Here is a 16,164-nt window from a genome sequence, read left to right as displayed (position 1 = left end):
TTATGATACAAATTTAATTTGTAAGGAGTCTTTAATGTTATCAAAAGAAGTAGTAAAATTATTAAATTCACAAGTTGAAAAAGAAATGTTTTCTTCAAATTTGTATTTAAGTATGAGTTCTTGGTGCTATGAGAATAGCTTTGATGGTGCTGGGTTGTTTTTGTTTGATCACGCAGAAGAAGAGCGCGATCACGCCAAAAGGATCATCACCTATTTGAATGAGACCGATTCTCACGTTGAGTTGGCAAAAATCGATGCTCCAGAAAGCAATTTCAAAGGTTTGCTGGACGTATTTGAAAAAACCTATGATCACGAAAAAAAGATCACACTTTCTATCAACGAACTCGTTGATCATATGTTGGAATCCAAAGATTACCCAACATTCAACTTCCTCCAATGGTATGTGAATGAGCAACACGAAGAGGAAGCACTTTTTAGGGGTATTGTTGATAAAATCAGGTTGATAGGGGATAACGGAAACGGGCTCTATCTCGCTGACCAATACATCAAAAATATCGCACTCTCACGAAAATCATAACCAATTTCAGATGGCAATTGCCATCTGAAACCACTCTCTCACTTTTTTATCATTTTTTAAATCAAATCCCCCAGCAATATCATTTTATAGTTTAAATATTTTTTGCATATTTGGCATTTTTAAAGAAACGAGCAGGGAACAATCGAAGCGATAATTATTCAAATCAAGGGTTTTAGCGTTAGCGATGGGGCCGAGATTGGCAATAAATCCCGCATTTGTTATCAGATAACACGAGATAAGCCAAAGAACAAGTTATATATACGGATGGTTTTTGTTTTTATTTTTTATCTGCTTGATCGGGGGTAAAGAATTTATAAAATCCCCAGCTTTTGTTTTCTTGTCGCACACGTGAAATCACCAAATCCCCTTCTTTGGCGTCTTTTGTCATTGTCGTTCCGCTACCAATGAGGACATTGGAAGCTATCTTGAGTGGGGCGACTAGCTGGGAATCGCTACCGATGAAGACATTTTTGCCGATGATGGTTTTGTGCTTAGCCTTGCCATCATAATTGCACGTAATCACGCCTGCGCCAACATTGCTCCCCGCTCCGATCTCACAATCGCCCAGATAACTCAAATGCCCCGCTTTCACGCCACTAAGCTTGCTGGCTTTGAGCTCTACGAAATTCCCGATATGGCTTTGAGAGATATTGCACTTTGGTCTGATGTGTGCCATCGGTCCGATGTGTGAGTCTTCAATCGTGCTATCTTCGATCACGCTGTGGGCTTTGATATGTGAATTGATGATTTTTGTCTGCCCGTATAGGCAAACTCCGGGTTCAATCTCACACTCGCCTGCAAAGCTAACGCCAGTTTCCAGATAGATGGTTTGGGGGGCGTGCATTATCACACCTTGTTCCATCGCTTGGTCTCTGAGGCGCTCTAGCATTACATCTTGCGCTTTTGAGAGTTCGAGTTTTGAATTTACGCCCATAAAATGCTTGGGATTGACAAAAATCGGGGGCACATCAATATGATTTTTGGTCGCTAGGTCGATCAAGTCCGTGAGGTAGTATTCTTTTTGGGCGTTGGTATCTTTGAGTTTTGGCAGATAGGTCTGCAAAAATTTTTTCTCAAAGACATACACGCCTGCATTGATCGTTTTTAGCGCCTTGATGGCAGGTGAGGCGTCTTTTTCTTCAATGATTTGAGAGACTTTATCATCTTTGATGATGACACGCCCATAGCCGTGGGGGTTTGTAAGCTCAAACACCCCGAGGGCAATCGAGGACCTCGCTGTTAAAAAACCCTCAAGAGATTCTTTGGTGATAAGGGGCATATCGCCGTTGAGGATGAGGATGTTATCGTGCTTGACAGGGAGGCACTTTTGGTCATCACCTTGCATTAAAGCCCCGCCTGTGCCGGGGTATTTGGAATGATTTTGGAGATGGAACGTGATTTTATTGAGGTCATTTTGGTGGATATTTTGGATATATTCGCGGATTTTTTGATGGTGAAAAAACAAAACAATATGGATATCATCGCTGATTTTTAGCGCTTCAGTTACCGAATAAGAAAGCATTGCTTGACCGCATATTTTATGGAGGACTTTCGGGAGAGAAGATCGCATCCTGCTCCCCGCCCCCGCTGCCAAAATAATAATAGAAACAGGCATTTTTTTCCTTTATTTATTTTGTTTTATATTCAAGGATTTATAAAATTTTAACACAATTATGTCTATACTACTGCTTGAAATTAGGTTTTAAGAGACTGCTAAAACGCATTTCCAACGCAAATTGATTAAGTATTATAGTCTCTTGTTGGATTTGTGGGTGTTTGGTTTCTAAGCTTTGTTCTTTGACAACATTGGGTAGGCGGTAAAATCCCAGCCCCGCCTACCTTAGGTGATGGGATGGCGGAGCGTAGCAAGCTAGGCTTGAGATTTGGTTTGTGAATGAAAACCTTAGAAAACGGGTTGATAACGAAGTGCAACGCACGCCGTTATAACCCTATCCTTTAGGAACGCAGGGCAGTTGGACTGCCCGCAGTGATCTTCAGGTTTGTTTCAGACAAACCGAGTAGGCATAATGAAAACCTTAGAAAACGGGTTGATATTCCTGCGTTAGCAGGATATAACCCAATAACTTTAGGAGCGAACACGGGCTTTGCTCGTGGTAGTGGTCTTCAGATTCAGTTTTTCAAAAACTGAATCGAATAGAAAAAATGTTTTTTCCATAGCCGTGCGACTAGTTATTTTTTCTCATACTCGCTAGAAAGGGACCAGGGGGGGCTAGCCGTCTGCTATGCTCCTATCGGAGCATATACGCATCGGCGTGCGAGGCTAGCAAAGCCAAGCAGTTGGCTTTGCCTTTACGCCTCTCCTTGTGAAGACCGCCCTTTATGGGTGGGCGGGTCAAAAAGTCCCCTTTAAAACAATGGGTGGGTGAAAACCCCCGTCACGCCCCCTTAGCAGGCGATATGACAGGGCGTAGTTGGTTTTGGTTTGCGAGTAGGTAGGACACAAACCTATGAAACTGAGTTGATGACGTGCAAAGCACGGAATAACCCAATCCTTTAGGAATGTAGGGCGATTCATTCGCCCGAAGTGATCTTCAGATTCAGTTTGCAAAACTGAATTGAGTGAGCATAATAAAAACCTTAGAAATTTATCTCGAACGCACAAGCTTGCTTGGGTGTGAGATGGTAGCTTTAGGAATGTAGGGCGATTCATTCGCCCGAAGTGATCTTCAGATTCAGTTTGCAAAACTGAATTGAGTGAGCATAATAAAAACCTTAGAAATTTATCTCGAACGCACAAGCTTGCTTGGGTGTGAGAGGAGAGGCGTTAAAAAAAGATAACTGCTTGGCTTTGCTAGCCTCGCACGGCGATGTGTTTATGCGACCTTAAGGAGCATAGCAGACGCCCTTACTTTAGGAATGTAGGGCGATTTATTCGCCCGAAGTGATCTTCAGGTTTGTTTTAACAAACCGAGTAAAAAATAATGTTATTTAAGGAAAATATTTTGAGATTGATATTTATAATGTTGGCAATGTTTGTTTTTGGCGGTATTGGCTATGGGGCTGAAACCACCATACCCACGGTGAATCTTTCCCTTTCAGCTCCCTCAAGCCCCAAACAACTTGTTACCACGCTCAATATTGTCGTTATTTTGACTTTCCTTGTGCTTGCTCCATCTTTGGTGCTTGTGATGACGAGTTTCACGAGGCTCATCATTGTTTTTTCATTTTTGCGAACAGCGTTGGGAACACAGCAATCCCCCCCAACCCAGATTCTTGTTTCTTTGGCGTTGGTGCTGACATTTTTTATTATGGAACCTGTTGCAAAAGAGGGTTATAACGCCGGTATCAAGCCTTATATGGATAATAAAATTTCTTATGATGTTGCGTTTGAGAGGGCAGTTGGACCTTTTAAGGATTTTATGATGAAAAATACGCGCGAAAAGGATCTCGCACTTTTTTTTAGAATCCGCAATCTTCCCAACCCGCAGAATATCGAGGATGTGCCGTTGAGTGTGCTGGTGCCTGCATTTATGATTAGCGAGCTCAAGACTGCTTTTCAGATAGGTTTTTTGCTTTACCTGCCTTTTTTGGTGATTGATATGGTGGTGAGTTCGATTTTGATGGCAATGGGGATGATGATGTTGCCCCCGGTGATGATTTCTTTGCCATTTAAGATATTGATTTTTGTGCTGGTTGATGGGTTTAATCTACTGGTGGGGAATCTGGTGGCGAGTTTTAAATAATGGCGTTAAAAAACTAGCGGGGAGGTGGTGGACCCTGCAGGACTCGAACCTGCGACCGATCGGTTATGAGCCGAGCGCTCTAACCAACTGAGCTAAGGGTCCTTTTTTATTCATATTCCTAAAAGGGCTGGAATTATACTCAAAATTAAACCTAAAGGCAAGGAGATTTTCGAGTATGCCGAGTAGCACAATGAATGTAATAAAGCTACTTCCCCCGTAGCTAAACATCGGCAGAGGCACGCCGACAACGGGTGCGAGACCGATAGTCATCGCCACATTTACGCCCATATAAACAAAAATCAGTAGTGCCACCCCGCTAGCCATCACCCGCAGTCGATAATCCCGTGAATCAATGAAGCAAAACGACAAGATATGTAAAATCAAGCCCACATAAATGGCTAGCAAAATAAATGCCCCCACAAAGCCAAATCGTTCGACATAATAGGCGAATATAAAATCGCTTGTGGCGATGGGTAGGAATTTGAGCTGGGTTTGTGTGGAATTTTCTTTGGATTTGCCAAGCAACCCGCCCGAACCAATCGTGATGACAGACTGCCTGACGTGATAACTTGGCTTTTCGGCGATAAAATCGTGGATTCGCTTGCGTTGGTAGTCGTGCAAGGAATGATAAATCAATGGGGAGGCGATGGAGACAACCAAAAAAATGGAGAGCCAAATTTTATAATTCACACCGATCAAAAACAAGATACCAAAGCCCATAATCAAAACAACCAAGGCGGTTCCAAGATCGGGTTGTTTGAGGATGAGTAAAAAGGGCAGAATGATATAAAAGCTGATTTTAAGAAAATCTTTCCAGCCATAGCCATTTCTTGGTGGCGGGTTATGCGCAATGATATTGGCCAACATCAACAAAATCGCTACTTTAACTGGTTCGCTTGGTTGCAATGAAGCCCCAATGCCCGGGATAACAATCCAGCGTTGTGCCCCTAGCTTCATCGTTCCATATACATCGACAAACAAAAGTAACAATATACAAAACCAATAAAAAATACTGATACTTTTACTCAGAGAGCGGAATGGGATAAAAAAGATAATCCAGAATAAAAAAAATCCCGCCGTGATGTAAATCCCTTGCTTGATACTGAGCGACTCGCTGGCTTCATTGATGAGAAAAAATGACATCGCAATGATAGGCAGGATAAGAAAAAGTAGCAAGAAATCAAAATGTGTTAAAATCCGCCTGTCAATCATCATCGGGCTTTGCCTTTGGTAGGTATTTTGGTGAATATTTTGGCATTCTATCAAATTTAAATGGATATAGCAATGAAAAAAGTCCTCCATATTGAGGCGACTTACGAGCGTTTGGATACATTTTTGTCTGGGGAGCTTGGGATTTCTAAAAGTCAAGCCGGACAGCTTATCAAAAAATCGCTCGTTTTTTTGAATGATGTGGTTTGCAAAAAAGGCGGGCAACGGCTTAAAATCGGCGATAGATTGCATATCATAGAGCCAGATAACGTGCCTACACCACCCAAAGAAATCCCCTGGGATGTCCCAATCATTTATGAAGATGATGATATTTTGCTACTCAATAAACCCCCCGGACTAGTCGTCCATCCTGCTCCTAGCGTCAAAGGGGCGACATTGGTTGATTGGCTAAAATTCAAGGGATTTTCGCTTTCAAACTGCAGTGGCGAGGAGCGTTATGGGATTGTGCATCGGTTAGATAAAGAAACCAGCGGGGCGATATTGGTCGCTAAAAATAATCTTGCCCACGCCCAGCTTTCTGAACAGCTCAAAAATAGGGAAATGGGGAGGTATTATCTGGCGGTTTTGACAGAGGGGATAAACAAACCCATCACGATTGAATGCCAGATGGGGAGACACCCTAAAAATCGTTTGAAGATGGCAAATCTCGATGGATTTAGGCAGAAAATGCCTGCCTCAAGGTATTCTAAAAGCCAATTTGTGCCGTTATTAGCAAGCGATAAAAGCGGTTTGGGTCTCATTGCTGCGAAGCTCTATACGGGGAGAACCCATCAAATACGGGTGCATTTAGAAAGCATTTCTAGGCATATTGTAGGCGATAAGCTTTATGGGCGTGGGGATGATTGGAATGTGCGGGTGTTGTTGCACGCTTATTTGATTTATTTCTCTCATCCTGTAACGGGTAAAAAAATGTTTTTTAAAGTTCCTGTTTTTGATGATATGTTAGAATTTTTGAACAAAAATTTTGATGAGGCAGGTTTGAATGAAGCGATCCGAGAGGCTCATATCCTTAGCGCTTTTGATGCTTTTTAGTTTGCTAGCAGGCTGTGCTTCCGTGCAAAATAATATGCTCTCTCTTTTTGGCAGGGATGACAAAATTGATATTACATTGCCCGTAGTCAAGGACGTCAAAACTATCAATGATGTCAAATCCGTTGGGTTTGAATGGGAAAAAATCGATGATACCGCTTCCATCAATGGGTTTGTGCTTTATCGGGTTGAAAAAGATGGGAGTGCCAAAAGGGTAGCGACTATCAAAAATCCTTTGGCAACGCATTATTATGACAATGGATTGCTTCCCCAGACTTCGTATTCTTATCAGGTTTCTACGTTGGGCAAAAATGGCTTGGTCTCGCCCCGCTCACCGATTGTGCATATCAAAACATCTTTTATCGATCCGATTGAAAGCGTGTTTGCTAGTGATGAATATGCCAAAGAAGTCAAAATCATTTGGAGCCCGCACCCCAATCCGAGCATTTCAAGATATATCATTCAAAGGCAGGATTCCAAAGGTGTTTTCCTCAATATTGGCGTGGTAAAAAATAGGCTTTATGTCGAATATTTTGATAAAAACTTAGAAGATGGCAAAGACTACAAATACCGCGTGATTGCTGAGAGTTTTGAGGGGGCAAAATCATTGCCTAGCGCCATAGCTGTAGGCAGGACAAAAGCCCAGCCCCCCGCTATTACAGGGCTAAAAGCCAGCAATGATTTGGCTAAAAAAATCCAGCTCCAATGGGACAAATCCCCTCAAAATGATGTGGTGAAATACCGCATTTATCGATCAGATTCTTTAAAAAGTCATTTTAATCTTATCGGTGAAACAAAAAATCCCGCTTATACCGATAAAATCGAATCTGATGGTGTGGCGCGGTTTTATAAGGTTGTCCCTGTTGATAGTGCTGGGATTGAGGGGGATTTGCCTTTGGGTGCGGTGAAAGGCGCTTCGTTGCCACCCCCGCCTACGCCTGTTATCATCAAGGGCGTGATCGAAAATGCTCAAGCTATCATTGAGTGGCAACCCATCAATGATGATCGTGTCAAAAGTTATGCTGTTTATCGCTATGAGGGGAGTTTTTCTTCCAGACCCTTGCGTTTTGGCGATATTACCAAAACACAATTTGTCGATAAAGAAATGACTAATGGCAAAAAATACCGCTATCGTGTGGTGAGTGTCGATGCCAATGGGCTTGAATCTGCCCCTAGCAAAGAAGTCGAACTTCTTATCAATAGGTAACTAATGCCCCATTTTTTCGCCCAAAACTTTTCTGATCAAAACCCTCCTGATCAAAATCTTTTCGATCCAAATCTTTCTTGGCAGGCTTTCCCATTTGAGGCAGATGGGTATGACTTTTTGTTTGAAGCAAAAAGCCTCAAAAATCCCAAAGAAAGCTTGATTGGGGTGCGTTATGGGGATATGTTATTTTTTATCAGAAAAATCCAGCGTGAAAACGAGATTTTATTTAAGGGGGAGAAAAATACCAAACCCCATCCCATCGGCATTCTCAAAGGGGCTTTGCGGGTGTTGGCTAAAAAAACCCACCTGCTTTCTCATAATCTCAATAATGACTCAATGCGTCAAGTAGTTCGGAGTAGATTTTTGCTAAAACCCTCTGAAATTCCCGCACGCAAACTGGAGGGTTTTTGTATTGAAATCGGCTTTGGATCAGGCAGGCATTTGCTAAGGATGGCGCAGAAAAATCCCGACAAAACATTCATCGGGGTAGAAATCCACACCCCATCGATCGAGCAGGTCTTAAGACAGATTGAATTGCTCGGGATTGAAAACATCGTGATTGCATGCGTGGATGCACGGGTATTGCTTGAGATTCTCCCCTCTAATCAATGCGAAGCAATTTATGTGCATTTCCCAGTTCCGTGGAACAAAAAGCCCCATCGTCGGGTGATTAGCGCGAGGTTGTTGTCTGAAGCGTTGCGGGTGCTCAAGCAAAATAAAGCCATTGAATTGCGCACAGATGACGCGGTGTATTTCAAAGATAGCTTCCATATCGTAATGGAGATGAAAAATGCCAAGTTAGAAATTGCCAAAAACCTCTCTGGTGAGGTTGTGAGCAAATATGAAGCCAGGTGGCAACGCCAGCATAAAGATATTTTTGATTTGAGAATTTTTTCTTTAAATGAAGATGAAGCCAAAAAAATAGAGTATGATTTCAAGATAGATTTTGTCATATTCAAGCATCCCGAGGCGTTCAAAAACATCCCAAAGATCGTAAGAGAGGATTATTTTTTACATATTTGTGATGTATTTGTGTGCGATGCTTTGGTGATTTTTTCAGTAAGTTTTGGCGATTTTAATTGGGCGATCAATAAAATGATTGTATTTGATAAGGAAAATCAAACGGCTAGTTATGTTGGCGATATTCCTTTGGCGACACCAGCAAATATCAAGGCACATCAAGAATTATTGACCTTATTAGCGGAGGAAAGATGAGTAATATTATTCGCGCAAAAGATTTATGTTTGGGCTACAAAAAAGGTGAATTGGTCATAAAAAATGCAAATTTTACTATCGAACGCAAGGATTTTGTGTTTATCTCTGGGGCGAGTGGGAGCGGGAAAAGCACCTTATTGCGCTCGCTTTATGGCAATCTTTCGATCTTTGGGGGGAATCTTGAGGTATGCAATATCAATATCGAACGAGCGGGCAAAAGGCTTATCAACGAGCTTCGGCGAAATATTGGGATTGTTTTTCAAGATTATAAACTCATCGAAGAATGGAGCGTGGAAAAAAACATTTGCTTACCAATGATTATCAATGGCTATAAAAAAGAGGTTTGCAATTCTCAAGTTGAAAAACTCCTCTCCCACGTTGATTTGCTTTATAAATCCAATCGCTATCCCCTCGAGCTTAGCGGTGGCGAACAGCAACGAGTGGCGATGGCACGAGCGATTGCCCACCGACCTTTGTTGATACTTGCTGATGAACCTACGGGCAATCTCGATGATTACTCGAGCGATATGATTTGGAGTTTGCTAAAAAGTGCCAATGAGCAACTTGATGTCACCGTTGTTGTCGTAACGCACAGAATCCCTGACCGCCTCAATATCCCTTATCGAAAATTAAACATCAAAGATGGAGAAGTGTATGAATACTCTTAAAAGGCATTTTTCATTGATTATTCCTTTGTTGGCGTTGCTTTTTAGCCTTGAGAGTATTGTTTTGGTCAATCGTGCCATATCCATCAAGGAAGACAAACTTTCTCAAAGTTATTCGATTTTATTAGCTAGCCAGCAAAAATTAAACCTTGATTTTATCACCAAAAATATCAAAGAAGCCAATAATCTTATCCCTATCAACCCCGATTTTTTGCTCGAACGCTTGAAACAAAATATGACCGAAGCCAATCTTAATAATGTCAAAAAAGATTTGCCGTTTTTTTATTCACTCAAACTTTCTAGTTTTCCTGATCAAAAACGCCTAGAAGCTATCACGCAAATGCTTTTGAAAGTCCCTGGAATCCAGAAAGTCGAGTCGTTTAGCAAGACACATAATCAGGTTTATCGCCTATTATTTTTGATAAAAATCAATGTGTGGATTTTTGCTTCTTTGATTGGAGTGCTTTCGATATTGCTAATGATCAGACAGATCCAGATTTGGCGGTTTGAACATAGCAAGCGGATGGAGATTATGAGTTTTTTGGGAGCGCCGGGCTGGATCAAAAATGGTGTTTTATTCAAACTTGCCATCATAGATTCGATCATCACAAGTATTGGTATTGTCGCGGGGATGTTTTATCTATCGTTGCGAGAAGATGTCAAAGAGATGATTGACGCCCTTGAGATCCAAGAAAGTATTTTTAAATTTGGTTCAGATTTCTTGATGTTGCTTGCATTTTCGATTGTGATTTCAGTATTTTCGGTGCTGGTGGTTATCGCTTGCCAGAGGAGATCATAAGGGTGAGAAAGGCGAGTTTGCATAAGATTTTTTTGGTTTTTTTGGGAGTTGTTTTGCTGTCTGGTAATGCGATAGAAGATATTGATAAAAATATCAACACAAACAAATCCAAACTCCAAAAAAAAGAAAAAGAAAAAAACGAAATTAGCAATTTATTAAGCACGCTCGGGGTTAAAATCAACCAAAAACACGAACAGATCAAAGAGCTTGATAAACAGATCGAACAGATTCAAAACAACATCAACAAAAACCAGTCGCAAAATTTTGAACAAGAAAAAGCCCTCAAGGAATATAAAAATTCATTAAACAAGCTTGAGAAAAAAAAGCTTGATATTCAAGATAATATTGCCAATATTTTGATTAAAGATATGGCGTTTATTATGGTTTTAAATCACAAAAGCCCTATTTCACCCGATGATATTATTTTGCAAGAGATTTTCAAAAGCCTCAATAAAGATTCTAAAAACAGAATTGAAGCATTGAGTAAAGAGCAAAATACCATCAATGCCCAAATATCCCAGCTAAGCAATAATATCAATCAAATCAGTAGTGTTATCAATGTCCAAAAAGATAAGAAGCAAAAACTCCAAAGTATGATTACAGAACAAAAAAAATTGGTCGGGAATCTGCAATCAGAACTGCAGGCTTATAACAAAAAACTCAAAGATATTGATAGCGAGAGAAAAAGTCTTGATAAAATCCTTGGCAATCTCAATATTTTGAAGCAAACCAAAGAAAAAGAGCTATTGACAAAAAAACTCAAAGAAGAACAAGCCAAGCAAAAGCTTGCCCCCAAACCGCAGTCTGTAGCCACAAACGAGTTGCAAGCGCCTTTGGATGTGAGGCAGGTGGCTAGCTCTTATCGGAGTATTTCAACCACCAAATACACAGGACCAAAGACAATCTCCCCGCTTGCTAGCTACCGAGTCGAACAAAAGTTTGGCCCTTATTTTGACCCTGTTTATAAACTCAAAGTCTTCAACGAATCGGTAACGTTGGTTTCTAAAGTGCCTAATGCGGTGGTGCGAAATATTTTTGATGGGCGGGTTGTTTATGCCAAAGAAGTGCCGATATTAAAAAAAGTCATTATTATTGAGCATAGCAATGAAATGCACACGATTTATTCCCAGCTTGATAAGATTGCCCCAACAATCAAGCCGGGTTTGCGGATTCAAAAAGGCTATGTTATTGGCAGGGTAGATCAAAGATTGGGCTTTGAAGTAACGCAAAAAGATAAACATATCGATCCACTTGAAATCATTTCTCAAAGTAAATAAAAATTTTTTTTCAATTGTCGATATTAAATAGGTATATTAATTGAGTAAATAAGAGATCAAGGAGAGAATAATGATGGACAATATACAAGGAAGTTCATTTTCATCATTGCAAAATAAACTTGTCAGTCTTGTCAGTAACGCTGGGAGACCATCAAAAACAGCTGAAAAAACATTCGATGAACCCCGAGTTTCTACGCAGAGACAAAATCAAGATATTGAGGCGTATCACAATGATAGGCAAAAAGATGAACTCAAACAGGAACTAATATTGCTTAGTGGTGAGTTGAATAAAGAAATGAAACGGATCAACACCGATATTAATTTTAACTACAACGACGATATTCAAGGCTTGGTTGTTACGGTCAAAGAAGTCAATGGCGATAAAGTAATCCGTGAGATTCCTTCAAAAGAAGCGATTGAGTTGATGAAAAAAATGCACGATATCGTTGGGTTGATTTTTGATAAAAAAGGCTGATACGTTTCTTAAGGAGTAGCTGGTGGCAATGGGCAAATTAAGCTCCCTTGGTATTGGGAGCAACGTTCTAAATTATGACGTCATTGATAAGCTCAAGAATGCCGATGAAAAGGCAATGATCAAGCCCATTGACAAAAAAATGGAATTGAATGTTGAGAAACAAAAAGAGCTTATTGAGGTTCAAACTCTCATCAGTGCTTTAAAATCCCCAGTCAAAACTCTTTCGGATTATTCTTCCTATATAGCTAGGACAAGCAATGTGAGCGGGAATGCCATCAAGGCAAGTGTTGGTGCGGGTGTGCCGATACAAGATATCAAAATCGATGTGGAAAGTTTGGCACAAGGCGATATTAATGAGGTGGGGACAAAATTTTCATCCCGAGATGATGTCTTTAGCGAGCACGATATTAAGCTAAAGTTTTTTACCAATGGGAAAAATTATACGATTGACATCAAAGCTGGGATGAGCCTGGGCGATGTTGCCCAAGCGATTACAGATACGACTAAAGGCGAGGTTTCGGGCATTGTGATGAAAACGGGTGGGGCAAAGCCCTATCAATTGATGATAAATTCCAAAAATACCGGCGAAGCTAGTAGGATTTATTTTGGTTCAACGCTTACTTCCAATCCTATCCCTGAAACCCCTATCGACTTGCAACAAGGGGATTTTACCCTGACTATTAGGGACAAAAACGGCAACACTCAAAACATTGATGTTCTTTTTGGTAGCAAAGAAAAAATGTCCGCACAAGACAAGGCACAGGCTTTAGAAGAGGCCATCAAAGAGGCTATCAAGGCAAATCCTGATACCAAAGATTTGCTTGATGGGGATATTAATATCGGGCTTTCTGATGATGGAAAGTCTTTGGTTGTCAACGATCGGAGAGGCTATGAAATCGAGCTGGGTGGCAAAAAGCTTTCCCAACTCGGTTTTGAGCAAAGCCATTCACCAAAAGAAGATTTATTTGAGTCCAATATTGCTGTGAAGCCCGGTCATTTAGATGGCGTGTTTAGTGTTGGGAGTGTGCCTTTGGATCTTGCCAAAATGACTAAAGCAAATAATACTAGCGAAGAAAATGCAAAAATTATCGCCCAAGCTATTGAAAATATTGCAGGGATGCACGCCAAGACTGATGGGAATGGCAAGCTGATTTTGAATTCAGAAGTTGGGGAGATCAAAATCACTGCCAACGACAATGCCGGCAAACAAGCCATCAAGGAATTAGGGCTAAAAGAGGGCGTGATACAGGATTATTCAAAAGTGCAAAGCGAGATCTTTAAATTCAAAAATCTTCAAACCGCCTCAGATGCAAGATTTGTCTATAACGGGGTTACCATCTCACGCCCTAGCAATGAAATCAATGACGTCATTAGCGGGGTTTCTTTGACATTGCAAGAGACCACAGAACCCGGAAAGCCCGCTATTATTAGTATTGGCAGGGATAATCAAGTGATTATGGATAATATCAAAGAATTTGTCAAAGCTTATAATGAGTTGATTCCAAAGCTCGATGAAGTTACCCGTTATGATCCTGATACAAAGGTCGCAGGTATTTTTAATGGCGTGAGCGATATCCGCACGATTCGTTCTACTATCAATAATGTTTTTTCTTATACGGTGTTTTCGCAAGGCGATATGCAGAGTTTGATGCAATATGGTTTGAGTATCGATGACAAAAGCAAGATGAGCTTGGATGAAGCCAAGCTTAGCAGTGCGCTAAATGCAGACCCTAAAAAAACGCAGGATTTTTTTTATGGGGCAGATAAAAAGAATTTTGAGGGAAAAGAAGTCCATCAAGATGGTATTTTTACAAAAATGAATCAAGTTTTATCTGGTTTGGTCGATGGTAGTAATGCAAAGCTCAAGATTTATGGGGATTCATTGGATAAAGATGCCAAAAATCTCAAAAAAGATAAAGAAAGTGCGATGGATCTCCTCAAAACCAGATACGACATTATGGCAAATAGATTTGCTGCCTATGATGGGCAGATTGCGAAGGCAAACAATTCTTTCAATGCCGTTCAAATGATGATCGATCAATCTATGAACAAGAAAAAGTAAGGAAAATAAGGAAAGATAATGCGAAGTGCCAATGCCTACCATTTATACCAGCAGAATTCAGTTTCTGTAGAATCGCCTGCAAAGCTCATTGAAATGCTTTATGAGGGTATTTTGCGGTTTGCCTCCTATGCACGCAGGCATACCCAAGCCCAAGATATTGAAAAAAAGATCTACTATATCAACCGAGTAACGGATATTTTTACCGAGTTGCTTAATATTCTTGATTATGAAAAAGGTGGTGAAGTTGCGGTTTATCTGACCGGGCTTTATACCCATCAAATCAAATTACTTACCCAAGCAAATGTTGAAAATAATTGCGAAAAAATCGATACGGTTATCAATGTGGCAAAAGGCTTGCTTGAAGCGTGGAGAGAAATCCACCAGGATGAATTGGCAAAATAAACATCTGAGCAGATTGGCAAAAATGGAATGGCAAGAATGGACTGGATAGACCGATTAAAAATCGCTATTTTAGAGGGTGATACCCAAAAGGCTTACGAACTCGTTACTCATCTTCCAAAAGATTCTTTCAAGGATATGGATTCCTTGCTCATCGCTCAAGAACTCATTGCCCAGACGATCGAAATGCTAGAAAACGATCAGGAAAAAGTCAAAAAACAAATGCTTCAGATCAAAATGGCAAAAAAATTTTTGGAATAATTGCTTCCATTTATTTTTTACTCGGTTGGCAAAGCCAACCTGAAGACCGCTCCCACCGATTAAATCGGTGTTCGCTCCTAAAGTAACCATCTCATACCCAAAGCGTTGCTTTGGGTATTGGAGATATATTTCTAAGGTTTTCATTATGCGAACTCGATTCAGTTTTTCAAACTAAATCAAATCCAAAATAATGATTCTTTTCCATAGCTGTGCGACTAGTTATTTTTTCTCATACTAGCTAGAAAGGGACTAGGGGGGCTTAGAATTGCGAAGACCGCCCCCCTAAGCCCCTTAAACAATGGGTGGGCGGGTGAAAACCCCCGTCACGCCCCCAATGCAATGCAGGATTAAAAAGCGTAGTGGGCTTTGGTTTGTTGGTGGATAGGATTTAAAAGCCATCTAAGGCTTCAAGTCTCGAACTGCTTGCCTTTATCGTTGCTTGTGTGCTGTGAAAAATCGGAAACAAGGTTGCAGTAGTGTAACCGCCGAATTTTCGCAAGGAGACACAAGCAAGCGACTTCCCCTCCCATCGATTAAATGTCCTGCCAAAAAGCAGGGCTTCTTTTTGGGGCTAATTGGGGGAGAGGTGTAAAGCCAGAGCCAACTGCTTGGCTCTGGTAGCCTCACACGCCGATGCGTATATGCCCGCAAGGGCATAGCAGACGGCAGGTTAGGGGAGGGTTAAACCCCTTTTGTTGAAAAAAAGAATATTCTCATTATTTTTTACTCGGTTTTCATTATGCTTTACTCGATTCAGTTTAAAAACTGAATCTGAAGACCACTTCGGGCAGTAAAACTGCCCTGCGTTCCTAAAGTGATGGGGTTATAGTCAAGCTAACGCTTGCCTTATCAACCCGTTTTCTAAGGTTTTTAAATCCTATCCACCAACAAACCAAAGCTCACTACGCTTTTTCACCTTATCTGCTAGGGGGGCGGGTCAGGGGGTTGGGGAGTTTGAGGGGAATTTTGACCCGCCCACCCATAAAGGGCGGTCTTCGCAAGGAGGAGAGCCTAAAAAAGATAACTGCTTATCTTTTTTAGGCTCGCACGGCGATGGTCCTATGCGACTTTTAAGGAGCATAACCATACGCCCAAACCTTTAAAAAAGCCAACTGCTTGGCTTCACTAGCCTCACACGCCGATGCGTATATGCCCGCAAGGGCATAGCAGACGGCTAGCCCCCCTTCCCTTCAAAGGGCGAAGCCCAAACATCAAACCTTGCATATTACAAAATACATCAGGCGAAAGCCTTTATCTTTTCCACTCGGTTTGTTTAAAAACAAACCTGAAGACCACTACGCAG

14 protein-coding genes and 1 tRNA gene are annotated in these 16,164 nt (G+C 41.1%); 12 read left to right on the top strand and 3 right to left on the bottom strand.

Features of this window, described 5'->3' with window-relative positions; translation table 11 throughout:
* Window positions 1–34 precede the first annotated feature (34 nt).
* A complete protein-coding gene (locus BJI48_RS05885) occupies window positions 35–538 on the top strand; it encodes a ferritin (RefSeq protein WP_095332925.1) in 504 nt (167 codons plus the stop codon).
* A gap of 277 nt (window positions 539–815) precedes the next feature.
* On the opposite strand, the gene glmU is transcribed toward BJI48_RS05885, so the two are convergent.
* Entirely contained in the window at window positions 816–2,153 is a 1,338-nt protein-coding gene (glmU, locus tag BJI48_RS05880) for a bifunctional UDP-N-acetylglucosamine diphosphorylase/glucosamine-1-phosphate N-acetyltransferase GlmU (protein ID WP_095332923.1), read from the bottom strand.
* A 1,345-nt stretch (window positions 2,154–3,498) separates the two neighbouring features.
* On the opposite strand from glmU, the gene fliP reads away from it, so the two are divergent.
* Window positions 3,499–4,242, top strand: a complete 744-nt coding sequence (gene fliP / locus BJI48_RS05875; RefSeq protein ID WP_095333113.1) for a flagellar type III secretion system pore protein FliP — start codon at window positions 3,499–3,501, stop codon at window positions 4,240–4,242.
* A gap of 25 nt (window positions 4,243–4,267) precedes the next feature.
* Here the strand turns inward: fliP and BJI48_RS05870 are convergent.
* Window positions 4,268–4,344 (bottom strand) — tRNA-Ile (locus tag BJI48_RS05870).
* Complete coding sequence (locus BJI48_RS05865) at window positions 4,306–5,457, bottom strand: FtsW/RodA/SpoVE family cell cycle protein (protein ID WP_095333111.1); 1,152 nt, start codon at window positions 5,455–5,457, stop codon at window positions 4,306–4,308. Before BJI48_RS05865 ends, BJI48_RS05870 begins: the two co-directional genes overlap by 39 nt.
* A gap of 69 nt (window positions 5,458–5,526) precedes the next feature.
* On the opposite strand from BJI48_RS05865, the gene BJI48_RS05860 reads away from it, so the two are divergent.
* The 10 genes from BJI48_RS05860 to BJI48_RS05815 all read left to right on the top strand — a co-directional run bounded on the left by BJI48_RS05860 (window position 5,527) and on the right by BJI48_RS05815 (window position 14,861).
* Window positions 5,527–6,504 carry an RluA family pseudouridine synthase gene (locus tag BJI48_RS05860; RefSeq protein WP_095332921.1) on the top strand — a complete coding sequence of 326 codons (978 nt, stop codon included), beginning with the start codon at window positions 5,527–5,529 and terminating at the stop codon, window positions 6,502–6,504.
* Entirely contained in the window at window positions 6,455–7,708 is a 1,254-nt protein-coding gene (locus tag BJI48_RS05855) for a fibronectin type III domain-containing protein (protein WP_095332919.1), read from the top strand. The genes BJI48_RS05860 and BJI48_RS05855 overlap by 50 nt, the downstream gene beginning before the upstream one ends.
* A 3-nt stretch (window positions 7,709–7,711) precedes the next feature.
* A complete protein-coding gene (trmB, locus tag BJI48_RS05850; RefSeq protein ID WP_095332917.1) occupies window positions 7,712–8,923 on the top strand; it encodes a tRNA (guanosine(46)-N7)-methyltransferase TrmB in 1,212 nt (403 codons plus the stop codon).
* Window positions 8,920–9,591 (top strand): ABC transporter ATP-binding protein, encoded by a 672-nt coding sequence (locus BJI48_RS05845; RefSeq protein ID WP_095332915.1) that lies wholly within the window; start codon window positions 8,920–8,922, stop codon window positions 9,589–9,591. The genes trmB and BJI48_RS05845 overlap by 4 nt, the downstream gene beginning before the upstream one ends.
* Window positions 9,578–10,387, top strand: coding sequence for a cell division protein FtsX (locus tag BJI48_RS05840; RefSeq protein ID WP_095332913.1), 810 nt, complete (start codon window positions 9,578–9,580; stop codon window positions 10,385–10,387). The genes BJI48_RS05845 and BJI48_RS05840 overlap by 14 nt, the downstream gene beginning before the upstream one ends.
* 17 nt (window positions 10,388–10,404) lie before the next feature.
* Window positions 10,405–11,664, top strand: coding sequence for a peptidoglycan DD-metalloendopeptidase family protein (locus BJI48_RS05835; protein WP_257874412.1), 1,260 nt, complete (start codon window positions 10,405–10,407; stop codon window positions 11,662–11,664).
* Window positions 11,665–11,734: 70 nt separating this feature from the next.
* Window positions 11,735–12,139, top strand: a complete 405-nt coding sequence (locus BJI48_RS05830) for a FlaG family protein (protein ID WP_095332908.1) — start codon at window positions 11,735–11,737, stop codon at window positions 12,137–12,139.
* 22 nt (window positions 12,140–12,161) lie between these two features.
* Window positions 12,162–14,201 (top strand): flagellar filament capping protein FliD, encoded by a 2,040-nt coding sequence (fliD, locus tag BJI48_RS05825; protein ID WP_095332906.1) that lies wholly within the window; start codon window positions 12,162–12,164, stop codon window positions 14,199–14,201.
* Window positions 14,202–14,219: 18 nt separating this feature from the next.
* Entirely contained in the window at window positions 14,220–14,603 is a 384-nt protein-coding gene (fliS, locus tag BJI48_RS05820) for a flagellar export chaperone FliS (RefSeq protein WP_095332904.1), read from the top strand.
* A gap of 36 nt (window positions 14,604–14,639) precedes the next feature.
* Complete coding sequence (locus BJI48_RS05815) at window positions 14,640–14,861, top strand: hypothetical protein (RefSeq protein ID WP_095332902.1); 222 nt, start codon at window positions 14,640–14,642, stop codon at window positions 14,859–14,861.
* Window positions 14,862–16,164: the final 1,303 nt, after the last annotated feature.

It is taken from the genome of Helicobacter sp. 11S02596-1, from assembly GCF_002272825.1.
In the GTDB taxonomy this organism is placed as follows: domain Bacteria; phylum Campylobacterota; class Campylobacteria; order Campylobacterales; family Helicobacteraceae; genus Helicobacter_J.
Note: the sequence above shows the minus strand (reverse complement) of the source record. Positions and strands in the feature narration are given on the sequence as shown.